The 18910-nt window shown below is 56.2% G+C and carries 18 protein-coding genes, 2 tRNA genes and 1 rRNA gene; 8 read left to right on the top strand and 13 right to left on the bottom strand.

Annotated elements, in window-relative coordinates; genetic code table 11:
- Positions 1–3: 3 nt before the first annotated feature.
- Positions 4–1347, bottom strand: a complete 1344-nt coding sequence (locus VZP09_RS01270) for a Na(+)-translocating NADH-quinone reductase subunit A (protein ID WP_002889702.1) — start codon at positions 1345–1347, stop codon at positions 4–6.
- Positions 1348–1758: 411 nt separating this feature from the next.
- Here VZP09_RS01270 and dpaA point away from each other — a divergent pair, with 411 nt between their 5' ends.
- Entirely contained in the window at positions 1759–2499 is a 741-nt protein-coding gene (dpaA, locus tag VZP09_RS01265; RefSeq protein ID WP_002889699.1) for a peptidoglycan meso-diaminopimelic acid protein amidase, read from the top strand.
- On the opposite strand, the gene VZP09_RS01260 is transcribed toward dpaA, so the two are convergent.
- A complete protein-coding gene (locus VZP09_RS01260; protein ID WP_002889696.1) occupies positions 2470–3237 on the bottom strand; it encodes a class II glutamine amidotransferase in 768 nt (255 codons plus the stop codon). The two genes, dpaA and VZP09_RS01260, sit on opposite strands and share 30 nt — an antisense overlap.
- 74 nt (positions 3238–3311) lie before the next feature.
- Positions 3312–3893 carry a D-sedoheptulose 7-phosphate isomerase gene (lpcA, locus tag VZP09_RS01255; RefSeq protein ID WP_004145825.1) on the bottom strand — a complete coding sequence of 194 codons (582 nt, stop codon included), beginning with the start codon at positions 3891–3893 and terminating at the stop codon, positions 3312–3314.
- Positions 3894–4132: 239 nt separating this feature from the next.
- Between lpcA and fadE the strand changes: the two genes are divergently transcribed.
- Both fadE and VZP09_RS01245 read left to right on the top strand, forming a co-directional pair.
- Complete coding sequence (fadE, locus tag VZP09_RS01250; protein ID WP_002889690.1) at positions 4133–6577, top strand: acyl-CoA dehydrogenase FadE; 2445 nt, start codon at positions 4133–4135, stop codon at positions 6575–6577.
- Positions 6578–6755: 178 nt separating this feature from the next.
- On the top strand, positions 6756–7526 hold the full coding sequence (locus VZP09_RS01245; RefSeq protein WP_328795459.1) for an amidohydrolase: 771 nt from the start codon (positions 6756–6758) through the stop codon (positions 7524–7526).
- 30 nt (positions 7527–7556) lie between these two features.
- Here the strand turns inward: VZP09_RS01245 and eamB are convergent, their stop codons facing one another.
- A complete protein-coding gene (gene eamB, locus VZP09_RS01240) occupies positions 7557–8147 on the bottom strand; it encodes a cysteine/O-acetylserine transporter (protein ID WP_002889688.1) in 591 nt (196 codons plus the stop codon).
- A gap of 103 nt (positions 8148–8250) precedes the next feature.
- On the opposite strand from eamB, the gene VZP09_RS01235 reads away from it, so the two are divergent.
- Positions 8251–9132 carry a LysR family transcriptional regulator gene (locus VZP09_RS01235; protein ID WP_016530025.1) on the top strand — a complete coding sequence of 294 codons (882 nt, stop codon included), beginning with the start codon at positions 8251–8253 and terminating at the stop codon, positions 9130–9132.
- 59 nt (positions 9133–9191) lie between these two features.
- On the opposite strand, the gene VZP09_RS01230 is transcribed toward VZP09_RS01235, so the two are convergent.
- Both VZP09_RS01230 and dnaQ read right to left on the bottom strand, forming a co-directional pair.
- Positions 9192–9268, bottom strand: a tRNA-Asp gene (locus tag VZP09_RS01230).
- A 133-nt stretch (positions 9269–9401) separates the two neighbouring features.
- Complete coding sequence (gene dnaQ / locus VZP09_RS01225) at positions 9402–10133, bottom strand: DNA polymerase III subunit epsilon (RefSeq protein ID WP_004152034.1); 732 nt, start codon at positions 10131–10133, stop codon at positions 9402–9404.
- A gap of 64 nt (positions 10134–10197) precedes the next feature.
- Between dnaQ and rnhA the strand changes: the two genes are divergently transcribed.
- Positions 10198–10665 carry a ribonuclease HI gene (rnhA, locus tag VZP09_RS01220; protein ID WP_002889686.1) on the top strand — a complete coding sequence of 156 codons (468 nt, stop codon included), beginning with the start codon at positions 10198–10200 and terminating at the stop codon, positions 10663–10665.
- On the opposite strand, the gene VZP09_RS01215 is transcribed toward rnhA, so the two are convergent.
- A complete protein-coding gene (locus VZP09_RS01215) occupies positions 10662–11384 on the bottom strand; it encodes a class I SAM-dependent methyltransferase (protein WP_002889685.1) in 723 nt (240 codons plus the stop codon). The genes rnhA and VZP09_RS01215 overlap by 4 nt on opposite strands.
- Before the next feature lie 32 nt (positions 11385–11416).
- Here VZP09_RS01215 and gloB point away from each other — a divergent pair, with 32 nt between their 5' ends.
- Both gloB and mltD read left to right on the top strand, forming a co-directional pair.
- Positions 11417–12172: a hydroxyacylglutathione hydrolase gene (gloB, locus tag VZP09_RS01210; protein WP_004145833.1), complete on the top strand. Its 756-nt coding sequence runs from the start codon at positions 11417–11419 to the stop codon at positions 12170–12172.
- A 71-nt stretch (positions 12173–12243) separates the two neighbouring features.
- Positions 12244–13611 carry a murein transglycosylase D gene (gene mltD / locus VZP09_RS01205; RefSeq protein WP_004210407.1) on the top strand — a complete coding sequence of 456 codons (1368 nt, stop codon included), beginning with the start codon at positions 12244–12246 and terminating at the stop codon, positions 13609–13611.
- Positions 13612–13668: 57 nt separating this feature from the next.
- On the opposite strand, the gene VZP09_RS01200 is transcribed toward mltD, so the two are convergent.
- The 3 genes from VZP09_RS01200 to VZP09_RS01190 all read right to left on the bottom strand — a co-directional run bounded on the left by VZP09_RS01200 (position 13669) and on the right by VZP09_RS01190 (position 16621).
- Positions 13669–14439, bottom strand: coding sequence for a class I SAM-dependent methyltransferase (locus VZP09_RS01200; RefSeq protein WP_002889630.1), 771 nt, complete (start codon positions 14437–14439; stop codon positions 13669–13671).
- Between the two features lie 91 nt (positions 14440–14530).
- Entirely contained in the window at positions 14531–15328 is a 798-nt protein-coding gene (locus VZP09_RS01195; protein WP_002889629.1) for an endonuclease/exonuclease/phosphatase family protein, read from the bottom strand.
- A 102-nt stretch (positions 15329–15430) separates the two neighbouring features.
- On the bottom strand, positions 15431–16621 hold the full coding sequence (locus VZP09_RS01190; protein WP_032414551.1) for an MFS transporter: 1191 nt from the start codon (positions 16619–16621) through the stop codon (positions 15431–15433).
- Positions 16622–16725: 104 nt separating this feature from the next.
- On the opposite strand from VZP09_RS01190, the gene yafC reads away from it, so the two are divergent.
- A complete protein-coding gene (gene yafC, locus VZP09_RS01185; protein WP_002889616.1) occupies positions 16726–17631 on the top strand; it encodes a DNA-binding transcriptional regulator YafC in 906 nt (301 codons plus the stop codon).
- 45 nt (positions 17632–17676) lie between these two features.
- On the opposite strand, the gene dkgB is transcribed toward yafC, so the two are convergent.
- The 3 genes from dkgB to rrf form a co-directional block, all read right to left on the bottom strand.
- On the bottom strand, positions 17677–18480 hold the full coding sequence (dkgB, locus tag VZP09_RS01180) for a 2,5-didehydrogluconate reductase DkgB (RefSeq protein ID WP_023316468.1): 804 nt from the start codon (positions 18478–18480) through the stop codon (positions 17677–17679).
- Between the two features lie 164 nt (positions 18481–18644).
- Positions 18645–18721: transfer RNA gene (locus VZP09_RS01175), tRNA-Asp, on the bottom strand.
- Between the two features lie 57 nt (positions 18722–18778).
- Positions 18779–18894, bottom strand: a 5S ribosomal RNA gene (gene rrf / locus VZP09_RS01170).
- Between the last annotated feature and the right edge of the window lie 16 nt (positions 18895–18910).

Below are 18910 nucleotides of genomic sequence, written 5' to 3'. Positions count from 1 at the left end.
CTCTTATCCTTCCTGCTCAATCCGGGTTAACACGCTGCGCAGCGCCGGGCCATATTCATACTTTCCAGGGCAAACATAGGTGCACAGCGCCAGATCTTCTTCATCCAGCTCCAGACAGCCCAGCGCCTGAGCGCTGTCGGTGTCTCCGGCCAGCAGATCGCGCAGCAGTATGGTCGGCAGGATATCCAGAGGCATCACCCGCTCGTAGTTGCCGATCGGCACCATCGCCCGCTCGCCGCCGTTGGTATCGGTGGAAAAATGAAAGCGCTTGCGCTTGAAGAAATGGCCCAGCGTGGTGCGGGTAATCGAGAATTTCTCTTTGCCCGGCATCACCCAGCCGAAGAGCTCTTTTTCCCGCCCTTCTTTGACCACGCTCACCTGCAGATGGAAGCGCCCCAGGAAGGCGTGAGGGCCATGGGCGCGGGCGCCGCTAAGCACCGAGCCGGAAATGACCCTGTTTTCCCCCTCCTGCAGCTCACCTGCCAGCAGATCCTCCAGGCTGGCGCCGAGCGTCGTTTTGACCAGCCGCGGAGATGTTACCTGCGGGCCGCCGAGCGCAATTATCCGTTCGCAGTAGAGCTCCCCGTCGAGGAAAAGCTTACCAATGGCGATCGCGTCCTGATAATTGAGGTGCCAGACCTGCTTATTCAGGCTCACCGGCTCCAGAAAGTGAATATGCGTTCCCGGCAGCCCCGCCGGGTGCGGCCCACTGAACTGATTGAAACAAACCTGGCCGAGAGGATGACCGCCCAGCTTGCCGCCGCTGGGCTGGCAGACGTGCACTTTCCCGTCGGTCAAGCGCGTGAGCACAGTAAGACCGGCGTCGAAGGCGGCACGTTCGGCCAGAATAATCGGCTGCGGCTCCGCCGCCAGCGGATTGGTGTCCATGGCGTTAACAAAGATAGCGGCGGGCGTGCTCCCCGGGAGCGGCGTTTTGCTGAACGGCCGGGTACGCAGCGCCGTCCATTGGCCCGACGCCAGCAGCTGCTGCTGTACGGTGTCGCGCGGCAGTTCGGCCAGCGCGTCCGCGGCGTAACGGGTAAACGCCACCGCGTCATTGCCCTCGATATCAATCACCACCGACTGCAACACGCGCCGTTCGCCGCGGTGGATCGCGCTGACGATCCCGCTCGCCGGGGCGGTAAAGCAGACGCCAGGGATCTTTTTATCTTCGAACAGGATCTGACCTTTTTTGACCCGATCGCCTTCTTTAACCGCCATCGCGGGACGCATGCCAACGTACTCTTCGCCGAGTAGCGCGACGCGCTTCACCGCTGGCGCGGGAGAAATCTGCTGTAATGGCATGCCAGCTATGGGCAAATCCAGCCCTTTCGTGATTTTAATCATATCGTTAGCAGGTATCCGTAACCTCAACCCCGACGCAGGTCAGGGCCAGCTTATTGACAGAATGGCAGAGAAGAAAGGGCGAAACGGCGCCAGTAGCGCTCAGGACGGAAGAGAAGCATCCTTTCTTACTCTGATGATGAACCGGCGCAAGTGTAACATTTCGTGAGCGGCGGCTGTAGCGCAAGGGGCGATAAGTGCTTCTAAAATGCGAGCTATTGCGCAAAGTTCTCACTGTGTTTTCGTCGCTGGCAGGGTATAAAGTGAGGCTGATTTGTAAACGCCGCCACGTCGCCCTTGCGAAAAAATGCCGTGATGCTAATGTGAGCGCTCTAAATCCAGAAAACTCTGATTTCGGGTCTCTCTTGCCGTCCTGGCAATGTGGCTATTTTGTTTTATCAAGGAACAAGCAGTATGCGCAAAATCGCATTATTTATTGCGATGCTTCTGTTGCCGTGCGTGTCATTTGCCGGGCTGCTCAGCAGCAACAGCCCGACGACGCCGGTTAGCAAAGAATATAAGCAGCAATTAATGGGTTCACCGGTTTACATTGAGATCTTTAAAGAAGAGCGCATGCTCGACCTTTACGTCAAAATGGGTGAGACCTACCAGCTCCTCGACAGCTACCGGATCTGCAACTACTCCGGTGGCCTCGGTCCGAAACAGCGCCAGGGCGATTTCAAGAGTCCGGAAGGGTTCTATAACGTCACCCGCAGCCAGCTCAAACCCGACAGCCGCTTCTATAAAGCGATTAACATCGGCTTCCCGAACGCCTACGATCGCGCCCATGGTTATGAAGGGAAATACCTGATGATCCACGGCGACTGCGTCTCAGTCGGCTGCTACGCCATGACCGACAGCGGTATCGATGAGATCTTCCAGTTCGTGACCGGCGCCTTAGTCTTCGGCCAGCCAAGCGTGCAGGTGAGTATCTATCCGTTCCGCATGACCAACGCCAACATGGAACGCCACAAATACTCCTACTACGCGGATTTCTGGAAACAGCTCAAGCCAGGCTATGACTATTTCCAGCAGACCCACAAACCGCCGGTCGTATCAGTGACCGACGGCCGCTATGTGGTGAGCAAGCCGCTCAGCCACGAGGTTGTCCAGCCGCAGCTGGCCTCAAACTACACGCTCCCCGAGACAAAATAACGCCCACTCGCCTGGCATGATCTTATGCCAGGTTTCATTGGCCGTCAGCGGCTGCGTGGCGATAACCGTGACCACATCGTTGGGTGTGGTCTCGCGTTGAAAGTCGATCTCCACATCCTGGTCCAGCAGTTTTGCCACGCCGAACGGCGCTCGCCGGGTGATCCAGTGCAGATTGGTCGAGCAGAACGCCATTACGTAGCGCCCGTCCGACAGCAGCATGTTGAACACCCCTTTCTCACGTAGTTCACCCGCGAGGGTGGCGATATACTTGAAAACGCCCAGCATATTGCCCGGCGTGCGCGGATAGCGCTCGGTTAAACGGTGCAGCAGCCAGCAAAACGCTTTTTCACTGTCGGTTTCACCTACCGGATGAAAATTACCGGTTTTCAGCGACTTATAGCCTTTTAGCTGCCCATTGTGCGCATAGGTCCAGTTGCGCCCCCACAGTTCGCGGGTGAAGGGATGGGTGTTCTCCAGGGCCACCCTCCCGCGGTTGGCCTGACGAATATGGGCGACGACGGAACAGGACTTAATGGGGTAATCCTGAACCAGTTTCGCGATCGGCGACTGAAAGCTCGGCTGGGGATCCTTGAATGTGCGACAGCCTTTACCTTCATAGAAGGTGATGCCCCAGCCGTCTTTATGCGGCCCCGTCCCGCCGCCGCGCTGCACCAGCCCGGTAAAGCTAAAACAGATATCGGTTGGCACATTGGCGCTCATCCCGAGCAGTTCGCACATAGATCACCTCACCCTCACAAATCACGACGGCGCCGGAGCGAGGCCACCGTCAACAGTACACACTCACCTGCCTGTTAGCCTTTCGCCATCTCTTTTTCGATCAGCATAATCAGAATGTGGATCACTTTGATATGGATCTCCTGGATGCGGTCGGCGTAGCCAAAGTGCGGCACGCGAATTTCAACATCAGCGCTACCGGCCATTTTACCGCCGTCTTTACCGGTCAGGGTGATCACTTTCATCCCCTGCGCCCGCGCGGCCTCAATGGCCTTAATCACGTTGCCGGAGTTGCCAGACGTGGAGATACCGAGCAGCACATCGCCTGCGCGGCCAACGGATTCAACGTAGCGGGAGAACACATACTCATAGCCAAAATCATTGCTCACGCAGGAGAGGTGGCTGACGTCGGAGATCGCGATGGCCGGGTAACCCGGGCGGTTTTCGCGATAACGTCCGGTCAGCTCTTCCGCAAAATGCATCGCATCGCAATGGGAACCGCCGTTACCGCAGGACAGCACTTTCCCACCCGCCTTAAAGCTATCCGCCAGCAGGACAGCGGCACGCTGGATAGCATGGATATTGGCTTCGTCCTGCAGAAAGTTAGCCAGCGTTTCCGCGGCTTCGTTCAGTTCGTTACGAATAAGATCCTGGTACATGAGGATAATCCTTCAGTATGAGTGGAATAACCCCGGCAGTGTACCGGATAGCCGTCGAAGCGAGAAGCAGCAGGCAGCGTTATCCCTCGCTCTTTTGATTTTATGTGCCGCTTTTGCATACAACAATGTGAGCAAGGTTGTAATTATTTTGTAAACACATTGCTAAATAAAAACGCATGCACTACAACCAATACATCACAAGTGGTCAGACCTCCTACAAGCTCAGGGAGCATTTCTCTATGATGATTTTGAGTATTGTTGCAACCGTCGTTTTACTCGGCGCGCTCTTCTATCACCGGGTCAGCCTGCTGCTCAGCAGCGTGATTTTGCTCGCCTGGACCGCGGCGCTCGGCGCGGCCGGAGTGTGGAATATCTGGCTGCTGCTGCCGCTGGCGATCATACTGTTGCCGTTTAACTTTGCGCCTATGCGTAAATCCATGATTTCCGCACCGGCGTTTCGCACATTCCGCAAGGTGATGCCGCCGATGTCGCGCACGGAAAAAGAAGCCATCGACGCCGGCACTACCTGGTGGGAAGGCGATCTGTTTCGCGGCAATCCTGACTGGCAAAAGTTACATAACTATCCGCAGCCGCGGCTGACCGCCGAAGAGCAAGCTTTCCTCGACGGCCCAGTTGAAGAAGCCTGCCGGATGGCTAACGACTTCGCCATCACCCACGAAATGGCCGATTTGCCGCCGGAGCTGTGGGCCTATCTGAAAGAGCACCGCTTCTTCGCGATGATCATTAAGAAAGAGTATGGCGGACTTGAGTTCTCCGCTTACGCTCAGGCACGAGTACTGCAGAAACTCTCTGGCGTCTCCGGCATCCTGGCGATCACCGTCGGCGTCCCGAACTCGCTGGGTCCGGGCGAACTGCTGCAGCATTACGGTACCGAAGAACAGAAGAATCATTATCTGCCGCGTCTGGCACGCGGCCTGGAAATCCCTTGCTTCGCTCTCACCAGCCCGGAAGCGGGCTCTGACGCCGGCGCCATCCCGGATACCGGCGTGGTGTGCATGGGCGACTGGCAGGGTCAACAGGTGCTGGGGATGCGCCTGACCTGGAACAAACGTTATATCACGCTGGCGCCTATCGCCACCGTGCTGGGGCTGGCTTTCAAACTCTCTGACCCGGATCGTTTGCTGGGCGGAGAAGAAGAGCTGGGTATCACCTGCGCGCTGATCCCCACCTCCACCCCGGGCGTGGAAATCGGCCGTCGCCACTTCCCGCTGAATGTGCCGTTCCAGAACGGTCCAACCCGCGGCAAAGATATCTTCGTGCCTATCGATTACATCATCGGCGGCCCAAGCATGGCCGGTCAGGGCTGGCGCATGCTGGTTGAATGTCTATCGGTCGGCCGCGGTATTACTCTGCCGTCCAACGCCACCGGTGGTCTGAAATCCGTTGCCATGGCGACTGGCGCTTACGCCCATATTCGCCGCCAGTTCAAAATCTCCATCGGCAAAATGGAAGGGATTGAAGAGGCGCTGGCGCGTATCGCCGGTAACGCCTATGTGATGGACGCTGCGGCGTCGCTGATCACCTACGGCATCATGCTCGGCGAGAAACCTGCAGTGCTGTCCGCTATTGTGAAATATCACTGCACCCACCGCGGCCAGCGCTCCATTATCGACGCGATGGATATTACCGGCGGGAAAGGCATTATGCTGGGCGAAGGCAACTTCCTCGCCCGGGCCTATCAGGGCGCGCCTATCGCCATCACCGTGGAAGGCGCAAACATTCTGACCCGCAGCATGATGATCTTCGGTCAGGGGGCGATTCGCTGCCATCCGTACGTACTGGAGGAGATGGCCGCCGCGCAGAATAATGACCTGAACGCCTATGACAAGCTGCTGTTCAAACACATCGGCCATGTCGGCAGTAATAAAGTGCGGAGTTTCTGGCTGGGCCTGACCGGCGGGCGCACCAGCAGCGCGCCGACCCGTGACGCCACCCGTCGCTACTATCAGCAAATGAATCGTCTGAGCGCCAACCTGGCACTGCTGTCAGACGTCTCAATGGCGGTGCTCGGCGGCAGCCTCAAGCGACGCGAACGTATCTCCGCCCGTCTGGGGGATGTGTTAAGCCAGCTGTACCTGGCCTCGGCGGTGCTGAAACGCTATGACGATGAAGGACGCAATGAAGCCGATCTGCCGCTGGTTCACTGGGGGGTACAGGACGCGCTGCACCAGGCCGAGCAAGCCATTGACGATCTGTTGGACAATTTCCCGAACCGTCTGGTGGCAGGCGTAATGCGCTTGGTCATCTTCCCGACCGGCCGTCATCATCATGCGCCGTCGGATAGGCTGGACCACCAGGTCGCCAAAATTCTGCAGGTGCCCAGCGCCACGCGCTCCCGCATCGGTCGCGGTCAGTATCTGACGCCGAGCGAGCATAACCCGGTAGGCCTGCTGGAAGAGGCCCTGCTGGAAGTGATGGCGGCCGATCCTATCCACCAGCGGATCTGCAAAGAGTTGGGTAAAAATCTGCCGTTCACCCGTCTGGATGAGCTGGCCCACAACGCGCTGGCCAAAGGATTAATCAGTCAGGATGAGGCCGCCATTCTTACCCGTGCAGAGCATAGCCGTCTGCGCAGCATTAACGTCGACGACTTTGCGCCAGAGGAGCTGGCGACAAAGCCGGTAAAGCTGCCGGAAAAAGTTCGTAAAGTTGAAGCTGCATAATAAAACCACTACCACATCACACGCCGGGCGGGGAACTTTCCCCGCCTTTTTTTCGCCCTCTCCTCCCCTTTCGTTTCCATCAGTAGCATTTTTTTAACAAAATATTCCGCGGACCGCCGCGCGGCTGATATGGTGTTACAGTTAACCTAACCCCCTCATGAGAATGGAGTTGACCATTGTGCCTGGCCTGAAAATTTCGCTGTTGCAACAACCGCTGGTCTGGATGGACGGCCCTGCCAACCTGCGCCATTTTGATCGCCAACTGGAAGGAATCACCGGGCGCGATGTGATTGTTTTACCAGAGATGTTTACCACCGGCTTTGCCATGGAAGCGGCAAAACAGTCTTTACCCGAGGCCGACGTGGTGGAGTGGATGCATGCCCGGGCTGCGCAATCCCAGGCGCTGATTGCCGGCAGCGCTGCGCTGCAAACTGAACACGGCGCTGTTAACCGCTTCCTGCTGGTCGAGCCTGACGGTACGGTGCACCATTATGATAAACGGCACCTGTTCCGTATGGCCGATGAACATCATCACTATGAGGCCGGAAACCAGCGCATGGTCTTTGAATGGCGTGGATGGCGAATCCTGCCGCTGGTCTGTTACGACCTGCGCTTTCCGGTATGGTCGCGTAATCAGAACGACTATGATTTGGCGCTGTATGTCGCCAACTGGCCGGCGCCGCGCTCGCTGCACTGGCAGTCGCTGCTGATCGCCCGCGCGATTGAAAACCAGGCCTATGTCGCCGGCTGTAACCGGGTTGGCACTGACGGCAACGGCCATCATTACCGCGGCGATAGTCGGATTATCAATCCCCAGGGGGAGATTATCGCCACCGCCGATCCGCATCAGGCCACTCGTCTTGATGCCGAGCTGTCGCTGAGCGCCCTTCAGGAATATCGTGAAAAATTCCCCGCCTGGCGCGATGCCGATCCTTTCACGATCGGCTAATCACCCTTCGGGAGCCGCTGCGCTCCCTTTTTATTCCACCACGATCCGCACAGCACAGTAGACCAATAACGCAGCCAGCATCCAGTTCAGTTGCCGCCCGTACAGCAAAAACAGGCGCTGAAACAGATGCCCCGCCAGCGCCCAGCACAGATTTCCCAGCGCGCCAATCGCCGCCAGCAGCAGACTCACGCTGATAAGCCAAACAGGCTCGCGAGTAACGGGCAGAACAAAGGTAGAGAGCGCGGTGATGCCATACAGAATAATTTTAACGTTGACGAACTGCAGCCCCAGACTCGCCCAAAAGCCTACCGGTTCTACACTCGGCATCCCTGTCGCCGGTTTGCTTTTGGCAATCTGCCAGGCCAGCCACAGGATGTACGCCGCGCCAATCCATCCCAATACCAGGGTAAAGCGTGAGTCGAGTTCAACCAGCGAAAAGGTTAAAGCCGCGCAAATCAACATAGTGATAATAAACCCGACGCTCATCCCGGCCAGCACCCGCAGGCTGCGGCGTAGACCATGGGAGGTGACGCTGCTCAGCGCCAGGATATTGTTGGGCCCGGGTGTCAGGGCGGTGATCAAAGTGTAAGTTAAAAAGGCGCTTATCAGGGTAGGTGTCACGGGTTTTCTCCTCTTGTCTGGCAGACACTACCCGAAGCTGATAATTTAAAAAAATGAATATTTTTTCATTCTCGCTTCGATAATATCGATACAAAGAGGAAATATGGATCTGCGACGCTTCATCACCTTCAAAACTGTTGTCGAAGAAGGTTCCTTTCTGCGCGCGGCGCAGAAACTATGCTGCACTCAGTCCACCGTGACTTTTCATATCCAGCAGCTGGAGCAGGAGCTTGCCATCCCGCTGTTTGAGAAAATCGGCCGGCGGATGTGTCTCACCGCCGCCGGTAAGAAGGTCCTGCCGCATGTCTACGACCTGACTAAAGTGATGGCCTCGATTCGTCAGGCGGCACGCCAGGACGATGAGCCCGGCGGCGAACTTCGCGTCGCCACTGGCGAAACGCTGCTGGCGTATAAAATGCCGCGGGTGCTGCAGCGTTTTAAGCAACGCGCTCCGAAAGTGCGCCTGTCGCTGCAGTCGCTCAACTGCTACAGCATCCGCGATGCGCTGCTTGCCGACGAGGTCGATTTGGGGGTGTTTTACCGGGTGGGTAACGATGACGCGCTCACGATAATGGAGCTTGGCCAGCAGTCGCTGGCGCTGGTCGCATCGGTCGAGCAGGCGCCGGTAGACTTCATGCGCCCGCGGCAGCATATCCCGCTGAGCTTTATCATCAACGAACCCCAGTGCGTGTTCCGGCAGATTTTTGAAAGCACCCTGCGCCAGCGCGAAATTACTCTGGAGAACACCATTGAGCTGTGGAGTATTGAGAGTATCAAGCAGTGCGTGGCGGGAAATCTGGGAGTGAGTTTTCTGCCACGCTTTGCGGTGGAGGACGAGCTCAAGCGCGGGACGCTGGTTGAGCTGCCATTCAGCGAGACGCCGTTGACGATCCATGCGCTCTGCGCCCACCATGCCGGGAAGGCTATCAGTCCGGCGATGCGGGTATTTATGCAGTGCATGCAGGAGGAACAAGAGGTGCGCTGAAATTCGGCGACGAAAACGACGAAAGCCTGAATCATTGCTGACTCATGCTTTCTGAATAGTGGCGGAACGGACGGGACTCGAACCCGCGACCCCCTGCGTGACAGGCAGGTATTCTAACCGACTGAACTACCGCTCCGCGTTGTTGTTCCGTTGGGAACGAGGCGAATATTACGGATTCCCCTCTACCCCGTCAACGCTTTTTCTACCATTTTGAATCGTTTGCTGCAAAAATCACCCAACCGCCTACTTTTAATTCATTTTAGTGGCTATCAGGCACGCCACAGGCAGCTTCCGCCTTTCTTTTGTACCAGGTCGAGGCGGGATTCATGGTTCGCCAGTTCTTCATCTGAGGCATAAACCACGCGTAACTGACTGCCGGCGCGGACGACGCGCTGAATTCCCATCTCTCCCGCCTGCTGCTGGCTTTCGCCTTCCATAGAGAACGCCATCGAAGTCTGGCCGCCGGTCATCATCAAATAGACATCGGCAAGGATCTGGGCATCGAGCAACGCCCCGTGCAGCGTACGCTTGCTGTTGTCTATTTCGTAACGCGAACATAGCGCATCGAGGCTGTTGCGCTTGCCAGGAAACATTTTCCGCGCCAGCGCCAAACTGTCGGTGATTTTACAAAAGGTCTCGGTTTTTCCGATGCCGCGGTTTAGCTTACTGAATTCATAATCCATAAAGCCGATATCGAACGAGGCGTTATGGATCACCAGCTCCGCGCCGCGGATGTAATCCATAAACTCATCAGCCACGTCGGCAAAGGTAGGTTTATCCAGCAGGAACTCATCGGCGATCCCGTGTACGCCGAATGCTTCAGGATCCACCAGCCGATCGGGCTTCAGATAGACGTGAAAATTGTTACCGGTCAGGCGGCGGTTGATCACCTCCACGGCGCCGATCTCAATGATCTTGTGTCCCTCGTAGTGTGCCCCGATCTGGTTCATACCGGTGGTTTCGGTATCGAGAACAATCTGGCGCGTAATTGCAGTGCTCATAGCGGTCATTTATGTCAGACTTATCGTTTACAAATCGATTTCAATTACAGGAAGTCTACCAGAGATGCTCAAACAGGTAGAAATTTTCACCGACGGCTCTTGCCTGGGTAATCCAGGACCTGGCGGCTACGGCGCCATCATGCGCTACCGCCAGCACGAAAAAACCTTCAGCGCTGGCTACCGTCTGACCACCAATAACCGCATGGAACTGATGGCGGCAATTGTTGCCCTGGAAGCGTTAAAAGAGCATTGCGAAGTGGTGCTCAGCACTGACAGCCAGTATGTTCGTCAGGGGATCACCCAGTGGATCCACAACTGGAAAAAGCGCGGCTGGAAAACGGCAGAGAAAAAGCCGGTGAAAAATGTCGACCTCTGGCAGCGGCTGGACGCCGCGCTTGGCCAGCATAAAATTAAATGGGAATGGGTAAAGGGCCACGCCGGCCATCCTGAAAATGAACGCTGCGACGAGTTGGCGCGCGCGGCGGCCTCCCACCCCACACTGGACGATGTCGGCTACCTGCCTGAGAGTTAATTCTGCCCTTTGCGCCACTGCCGGGTGGCGCCCACCGCCGGCCGCAGCTGAGTTTTCGCTTTGCCGGATTTCATCGGATTGAGCGTCAGCGGAATGGTCCGTTTGCGGGCGACAATCAATTGCAAACAGCCCAGCGCCGGCAGATGGGTGCTCAACAATTTGCCGCCATGGCGCGACCAGGGCAAAACCTGGTAACGTCCATAGTGCAGCACTTCAAAGTTGAGCAGCGCCAGCCAGTCCAGCTGGCGCATCAGCGTAAACATACGGCTATTATAAGGCGTTCCTTTGCGCAGGACCGGCACCAGCTTACGCAACCCCATCAGGCTGACCGGATTAAACCCGGTCAGGATCATCCAGCCATCATCGATCAGTACACGATCGGCTTCCCGCAGCAGACGATGCGGATCGCTACACCACGGCAGGGTGTGCGCCAGCAGGCAGGCGTCAACGGACTTTTCGGCAAAGGGTAAATGCAGCGGGTCAGCCCGGACCTGCATTGGATTTCCCGCCAGCGAGACATTCACCTGGTGCGAGATGGCGCAAGCTTCGGTATTGATTTCCGCGCTCAGATTGCCAATCTTAAGCAGATGAAAGCCATATAATTTAGCCAGCCACGGTTTCATCTGCTGCTCCAGCGTTTCGCGATAGTATTCGCCCCACGGCATACTGGACCAATGCTCAGGCGCTGTCACTGTGTGAGGTATCCTTGCCGGCTTCATTGCCACCTTCCGCTACGCTTTAGAGGTAATTTATGAATCTTATCAGTATTCCCGCGTTTCAGGACAACTACATCTGGGTTCTCAGTGAGAATAACGGCCGCTGCATCATCGTAGATCCAGGCGAAGCCGCGCCGGTTCTGGCGGCCATCGAGGAAAACCAGTGGCAGCCCGAGGCTATTTTACTGACCCATCATCATCAGGATCACGTCGGCGGCGTAAAACAATTACGTGAGAAATTCCCTTCTATAGTGGTTTACGGGCCGGCGGAAACCCAGGATAAAGGCGTCACTCAGGTGGTAGGCGATGGCGATCGGCTGTCAATTCTCGGGCACGATTTTTCCATTTTCTCTACGCCAGGTCACACATTAGGACATATCTGTTACTACAGCGAACCTTATCTGTTCTGTGGCGATACGATGTTTTCCGGCGGCTGCGGAAGGCTGTTCGAAGGTACAGCAGAGCAGATGTATCAATCATTTATGAAAATTAATGCCCTTCCTGAAGAAACCCTCATATGTTGCGCACATGAATATACGTTAGCGAATATGAAGTTTGCATTGAGTATCCTGCCAGATGATAGGGACATAAACGATTACTATCATAAAGTTAATGAGTTACGTGCAAAAAAACAAAAAACACTACCCGTAACTCTGAAAAATGAGCGGCGTATAAATTTATTTTTACGCGTAAATGATATTGATTTAATTGACAAAATTAACAAAGAAACAAATTTGCAACACTCTGTGGCGCGATTTGCATGGTTAAGGTCAAAGAAAGATGACTTCTGATATTTAATTCTTGTCATCGGCCAACTTCGCCGTTATCCTTGGTCGTCTTTTAAGCAACTATTGACACACACATGAAGGCACGAGCGATATTACTCGCCTCTGTCCTGCTGGTGGGGTGCCAGGCGTCTAAGCACGATGGCACCGTCGAACAGCGAGCACAGAGCCTTTCTGCGGCTGGTCAAGGGGAAGCAGGCAAGTTCACAAGTCAAGCGCGCTGGTTAGATGATGGAACCTTCTACGCGCAAGACCAGGATCTGTGGACTTCCATAGGCGACGAGCTAAAGATGGGAATACCGGATAATCCCCGGATTCGCGAACAGAAACAGAAGTACTTAAGAAATAAGAGCTATCTCCACGATGTAACTTTACGGGCAGAGCCGTATATGTACTGGATAGCCGGGCAGGTTAAGAAACGTAACATGCCAATGGAACTGGTATTACTACCCATAGTGGAGAGCGCTTTTGACCCACACGCGACGTCTGGCGCCAATGCCGCAGGCATTTGGCAGATCATTCCGAGCACAGGGCGCAATTATGGTTTAAAACAGACCCGCAGTTACGATGCGCGTCGTGATGTCGTCGCGTCTACTACCGCGGCGCTGGACATGATGCAACGTCTGAACAAAATGTTCGACGGCGACTGGTTGTTAACGGTCGCAGCCTATAACAGCGGCGAAGGCCGGGTCATGAAGGCAGTAAAAGCGAACCGTTCGCGTGGCAAACCCACCGATTTCTGGTCGCTGTCTCTGCCGCATGAAACGAAAATCTACGTCCCGAAAATGCTGGCATTGAGCGACATTCTCAAAAACAGCAAACGTTACGGCGTAAAGCTGCCTACGGCTGATGAAAGCCGTGCGCTGGCGCGCGTTCGCCTCGACAGTCCGGTTGATATTTCTCAGCTCGCGGACATGGCCGGTATGCCGGTCAGCAAGCTGAAGACGTTCAATGCGGGCGTAAAAGGGTCAACGCTGGGCGCGAGCGGGCCAAAGTACGTCATGGTGCCGCAGAAGCACGCCGCACAGCTGCGTGAATCGCTGGCCTCTGGCGACATTGCCGCCGTGCAGCCGACGCAGCTCGCGGACAATACGCCGCTGACCAGCCGTAGCTATAAGGTGCGTTCCGGCGACACCATTTCCGGGATTGCTTCCCGTCTTGGTGTGACGACCCGCGATCTGCAGCAGTGGAATAACCTGCGCGGCTCTGGATTAAAGGTTGGGCAGAATCTGGTTATTGGCGCAGGCAGCAGCGCCCAGCGTCTGGCGAACAACAGCGATAGCATCACCTATCGCGTTCGTAAAGGCGATTCGCTGTCGAGCATCGCCAAACGTCACGGCGTTAATATTCGCGACGTGATGCGCTGGAACAGCGATACCGACAACCTGCGCCCAGGCGATCAGCTAACGTTGTTTGTGAAAAATAACGATCGACCAGAGTCCTGATACCTCTGGTTCGACAAAAAGGCACCGACTTCCCCGGTGCCTTTTTTGTTGCCTAAATTAAACCGCTTTATGCGCTTCGAACAGAATGGTATCGCTGGTAAACGATCCGTCCTCCTGTAACTCGAAGTACGCTTTGACCTCCGCCGAAGCGCTCTGCTGATATAAGCGAATCGCCTCCACCAGCGGCTCAGGAGTACGCATCCGCGCCACCCATGAACTGAACTCCAGCGGCAGGCGATCGGTCAACAACTGGTTAACCACCAGCCCCGCTTCAGTCGCCAGCGTCAACCACTCGCCGCTGGAATAATTACGCACATGCGAGGTGTCGCGCAGGGCTTCCACCGTCTGCAGCCAGACATCACGTACCGGATGACCCGGCGACATCACGTCCATCACGATAATCACCCCGCCCGGCTTGAGAACACGTTTCACCTCACGCAGCGCCTGGCCAACGTCATGCCAGTGGTGAGCGGAGTAGCGGCTAATCACCACATCAAAGCTGGCATCAGCGAACGGCAGCGTTTCGGCGTACCCCTGCTGGGTCACGATATTGCTAAAACCTTTCTCCTTTGCCGCGGCGGCAACGACCTCCAGCATCTGGCTCGATAAATCATAGGCGGTCACCTCGGCAACCTGTCCCGCCGCGGTAAAGCTGGCGTGCCCTGCCCCGCAGCCCATATCCAGCACTTTCGCCTGAGGAAAATCAGCCAGCCGTTCCGCCAGCCGCTGCAGATCGCGACCAGAGGCGTGTACGGCGCTGGTCAGATAGGCGCTGGCCTGGGAGCCGAACTGCTTTTCGACGTTGTCATGGTGAGAGCGTGTTGTCATGTTGTCTTGTCCTTACGGTTTTTTTTGAGTAATAAAAGGCAGCACCATGCATGCGCAGGCCTGCCCCATGGCAGGCCTGACCAACCTTAAATTAATCAGGCTTGCCGGGACTGAATTCGACTAGTAGCGGGTTGTGGTCGGAGGCGCGGGTCACCAGCACGGAAGCATCGTGCACGCTTAACCCACGGTAGAACACAAAATCGAGGGGACGACCAAACGCGCGGCGGCGCTGATCGTCTGAGAAACGAACTTCGCGTAACGACATCTCACGCGCAAAGCGGTACAGCGCATTCATCCGCGGCCGGCTCCAGGCATTGAAGTCGCCGGCCATGATCACCGGCCCGCTGTGATGGGCGATCTGATCGCCAATTGGCAGCAGCTGTTTGCTGTAGACGTCGACGCCAAGGCTAAAGTTGACGGCATGGATATTGACTACCATCAACAACCGCGCATCCGGCAGCGGATAAACGGTCACTAACGCCGATTTCGGCAATCGCAAAATAGGCTCGCGCTCGCGCAGCGGACAGCAATAGATGGGGTGCGCGGAGGCCAGCGTCATTACGCCGGAAGGATGCTGCGGCAATACCAGCGCCGGCACCTGATCGGCGGCCAGATAGTTTGAAGTCGCGAACCGGACCAGTTCTGGGGTAGTTTGCGCCTCCTGCAACAGGACCAAATGCGCATCTTTGCCGAAATTTTTGAGGACCGACTGCCACTCTGCGCGCTGCTGCTTGAAGATATTCCATACCAGCACGCGGATCTTCTCATCGCTGCTTAACGGCGTGCCGGCGGGATAAACCGGACTTACGCCCGCAAACGCCCCCGGAGGCAATATTCTCTCCGCAGGTTGTCCGGCGACATAGCGCATGGCGTAGGTGTTCTTTCGCAATTTGGGCATTAATCCTCGATAACAGAAACCAGCCCGACGACGACTGGTTATTCTGTTATAGGGATTTTCCCATACACTTTCAATGCAAATTGCGAGAAACCCTTAGCCTTCGGGAGAAAGCGCTGCCGAACGGCGTGGCAATTTATCTAAACGTCCGCTCAGGACCACCAACAGCAAAGCGACCAGCACAATCATCGCGCCAATCCACGGCGTCTGCGCCAGACCGTACCGTTCGACCGTCTGTCCGCCGACGATCGACCCCAGCGCGATACCGATATTGAAGGCGGCAATATTCAGGCCGGAAGCGATGTCGACGGCGCCAGGCGTGTACTGTTCGGCTTTTAGCACCACATAGACCTGCAGACCCGGCACGTTGCCGAAGGCGAAAACGCCCATCACCAGCACTGTCGCCAGCGCGGCATAGTGAACGCTGGCGGTCAGCTGGAAGACCAGCAGCAGCACAACCAGCGCAGCGAAGATAAACTTCAGCGCGGAGACGGCGCCATGCTTATCGGCCAGTTTGCCGCCCCACACGTTACCTATAGCCACCGAGACACCATAGCCCAGCAGGATCCAGCTCACCGCTGACGGGCTGAAGCCGGCCAGCTCCTGCATCATCGGCGCCAGGAAGGTAAAAGCGGTAAACACGCCGCCATAGCCCAGCGCGGTAATGGCGTAGATCATCAGCAGGCGCGGATGGGTTAATACTTTCAGCTGATCGCGCAGGCTGGCGCTGGCGCGGCCCGGAATATTATTCGGCACCAGAAGCAGACTGCTGATTAGCGCAATCACCCCGAGAATCGATACCGCGAGGAAGGTTTCCCGCCAGCCGAAATGCTGGCCAATAAAGGTGCCAAAGGGAACGCCGGTCACCAGCGCGACCGTCAGGCCACCGAACATAATGGCGATGGCCGAGGCTGCTTTCTCTTTTGCCACCAGGCTGGTGGCGATTGTCGAGCCGATAGAAAAGAACACGCCGTGCGCCAGACCAGTCAGCAGTCGCGCCAGGATCAGCGTTTCATAGCCCGGGGCCTGCCAGGCCAGTATGTTACCCGCCGTAAACAGCACCATCAGCGCCAGCAGCAGCTGTTTACGCGGCATACGCCCGGTCAACGCCGTCAGTACCGGGGCGCCGATCGCCACGCCCAGCGCGTAGATAGAGACCAGCAGTCCCGCCGAAGGCAGAGAGATAGAGAGTTGCTGAGCAATGGTCGGGACCAGGCCGACAATCACAAATTCAGTGGTGCCAATTGCGAAGGCACCGATGGTTAAGGCAAATAGCGCCAGTGGCATAATTTACTCCGTAGCATCAGGATTAAGATGACACGTAGTATGAAGGGTTGTATAAATAACAAAAACTATCAAAGTATCAATAGAATTTTGCTATAGGTGCAATAATGAGAGCCACATCAGAGGAGATCGCCATCTTTGTGGCGGTGGTGGAAAGCGGGAGTTTCAGCCGGGCGGCCGAGCAGCTCGGACAGGCCAACTCCGCCGTCAGCCGGGCGGTCAAAAAGCTGGAATCAAAGCTAGGCGTAAGCCTGCTCAATCGGACCACCCGCCAGCTCAGCCTGACAGAAGAAGGCGAGCGCTATTTTCGCCGTATGCAGGTGGTCTTGCAGGAAATGGCGGCGGCAGAGAACGATCTGCTGGAGACGCGCACGACGCCGCGGGGCCTGCTGCGGGTAGATGCCGCGACGCCGGTGATGCTGCATTTTCTCATGCCGCTGGTGAAGCCATTTCGCGAGCGCTACCCGGAAATGACGCTGTCGCTCGTCTCGTCTGAGACGTTTATCAATCTGATTGAACGGAAAGTGGATGTGGCCATTCGGGCCGGGACCTTAACGGATTCCAGCCTGCGCGCCCGACCGCTGTTTACCAGCTATCGTAAGATCGTCGCCTCGCCCGACTATGTCGCGCGCTACGGTATGCCGCAGCATCCGTCCGATCTGAAACAGCATCACTGCCTCGGCTTCACCGAGCCGGTATCGCTGAATACCTGGCCGGTATCCTGTTGCGATGGCCAGCTGTTAGAGATCGAAGCGGCGGTGTCATCCAATAGCGGCGAAACGCTCAAGCAGCTGTGCCTGACCGGCAACGGTATTGCCTGCCTGTCGGATTACATGGTGGATAAAGAGATTGCCAGCGGAGAGTTTGTCGAGCTACTGGCGGATAAGCGCTTACCGGTGGAAATGCCTTTCAGTGCCGTCTATTACAGCGACCGGGCGGTCAGCACTCGCATCAGGGCATTTATTGATTTTCTGAGCGACCACGTAAAACAGCTCCCGAAGGAGCTGTCGTAATACCTTCTCGGGCGGCAGGGCGAACGGCATACCGGTAGCGAGTGATTAATCCCACTGCGGCGCCAGACCTTGCGGGCTCACCAGCCGATCGTTGCAATCCAGCGCAGCGATCGCCTGTCGATCTTCATCATCCAACTGCAGATCCAGCGCCTTCAGGTTGCTGGCCAGGTTATCACGCTTCGTCGAGGACGGGATCACCGCGTACCCCTCGCCCATCGCCCATGCCAGGATAACCTGTGCCGGAGTCGCATTATGTTTCGCCGCGATACGGGCAATCACTTCATCTTTCAGCGCCTTACCATAAGCCAGCGTCATGTAAGAGGTGATGTGGATGCCGTGCTCACGTGCCCAGTCGACGACTTTACGGTTTTGCAGATACGGCGAGAGTTCAATCTGGTTGGTCGCAATGTTTTCAGCGCCAACGGCGGCAATCGCGCGCTCCATCAGTGGAATAGTGAAGTTGGAGATACCAATCTGACGGGTCAGACCCAGCTTCTTCGCTTCCATCAGGGCTGCCATAAACTCTTCAACGGCAACCGCATCGTTCGGTGATGGCCAGTGGATGAGCGTCAGGTCAACATAGTCCGTGCGCAGCTTCTGCAGACTTTCTTGCAGGCTGGCGATGAGTTTGTCTTTGCTCAGGTTCTCGATCCAGATTTTGGTAGTGATGAACAGCTCATCACGCGGCACGCCGCTTTCGGCGATAGCCTGACCCACCGCGGCTTCGTTGTCATAGATTTGCGCGGTGTCGATAGCACGATAGCCCAGCTCCAGCGCGGTTTTTACGGATGCGATAACAACATCATCTTTCAGACGGAAGGTGCCAAGACCAAATGCAGGGATTGCCATGATTTTCCTCGTTATTTCTTCATTTCGGTTAACGGATGAAATTATGGCTGATGGTGTGGAGGGGAAAAAGAGCGATTAATGCAGAGGATTTTTGCTGAATTAGCAATAATAGAGAACAGATCAAACAAAAAAGCCCTGAGCAAATGCTCAGGGCTCTTAATAAGTGGCGGAACGGACGGGACTCGAACCCGCGACCCCCTGCGTGACAGGCAGGTATTCTAACCGACTGAACTACCGCTCCACCGAATTTCTTCGCTTTATTACCACCGGTTGTCACCCCGGCTTACTGCAATTTGATGCCTGGCAGTTCCCTACTCTCACATGGGGAGACCCCACACTACCATCGGCGCTACGGCGTTTCACTTCTGAGTTCGGCATGGGGTCAGGTGGGACCACCGCGCTAGTGCCGCCAGGCAAATTCTTTGTGCTC

This window comes from Klebsiella sp. EMBS2024 (genome assembly GCF_036233805.1).
In the GTDB taxonomy this organism is placed as follows: Bacteria; Pseudomonadota; Gammaproteobacteria; order Enterobacterales; family Enterobacteriaceae; genus Klebsiella; species Klebsiella pneumoniae.
The sequence above is the reverse complement of the archived record's forward strand: the minus strand, read 5'-3'. Positions and strand labels throughout refer to the sequence as shown.

Excerpts from the sequence above, each read along its gene's own strand:
- dkgB (WP_023316468.1), bottom strand. The coding sequence starts at position 18,480 with ATGGCAATCCCTGCATTTGGTCTTGGCACCTTCCGTCTGAAAGATGAT.
- mltD (WP_004210407.1), top strand. The coding sequence starts at position 12,244 with ATGAAGGCACGAGCGATATTACTCGCCTCTGTCCTGCTGGTGGGGTGC.
- VZP09_RS01260 (WP_002889696.1), bottom strand. The coding sequence starts at position 3,237 with ATGTGCGAACTGCTCGGGATGAGCGCCAATGTGCCAACCGATATCTGT.
- VZP09_RS01215 (WP_002889685.1), bottom strand. The coding sequence starts at position 11,384 with ATGAAGCCGGCAAGGATACCTCACACAGTGACAGCGCCTGAGCATTGG.
- VZP09_RS01190 (WP_032414551.1), bottom strand. The coding sequence starts at position 16,621 with ATGCCACTGGCGCTATTTGCCTTAACCATCGGTGCCTTCGCAATTGGC.
- VZP09_RS01200 (WP_002889630.1), bottom strand. The coding sequence starts at position 14,439 with ATGACAACACGCTCTCACCATGACAACGTCGAAAAGCAGTTCGGCTCC.
- dnaQ (WP_004152034.1), bottom strand. The coding sequence starts at position 10,133 with ATGAGCACTGCAATTACGCGCCAGATTGTTCTCGATACCGAAACCACC.
- VZP09_RS01235 (WP_016530025.1), top strand. The coding sequence starts at position 8,251 with ATGGATCTGCGACGCTTCATCACCTTCAAAACTGTTGTCGAAGAAGGT.
- dpaA (WP_002889699.1), top strand. The coding sequence starts at position 1,759 with ATGCGCAAAATCGCATTATTTATTGCGATGCTTCTGTTGCCGTGCGTG.
- yafC (WP_002889616.1), top strand. The coding sequence starts at position 16,726 with ATGAGAGCCACATCAGAGGAGATCGCCATCTTTGTGGCGGTGGTGGAA.
- VZP09_RS01270 (WP_002889702.1), bottom strand. The coding sequence starts at position 1,347 with ATGATTAAAATCACGAAAGGGCTGGATTTGCCCATAGCTGGCATGCCA.
- rnhA (WP_002889686.1), top strand. The coding sequence starts at position 10,198 with ATGCTCAAACAGGTAGAAATTTTCACCGACGGCTCTTGCCTGGGTAAT.
- gloB (WP_004145833.1), top strand. The coding sequence starts at position 11,417 with ATGAATCTTATCAGTATTCCCGCGTTTCAGGACAACTACATCTGGGTT.
- lpcA (WP_004145825.1), bottom strand. The coding sequence starts at position 3,893 with ATGTACCAGGATCTTATTCGTAACGAACTGAACGAAGCCGCGGAAACG.
- fadE (WP_002889690.1), top strand. The coding sequence starts at position 4,133 with ATGATGATTTTGAGTATTGTTGCAACCGTCGTTTTACTCGGCGCGCTC.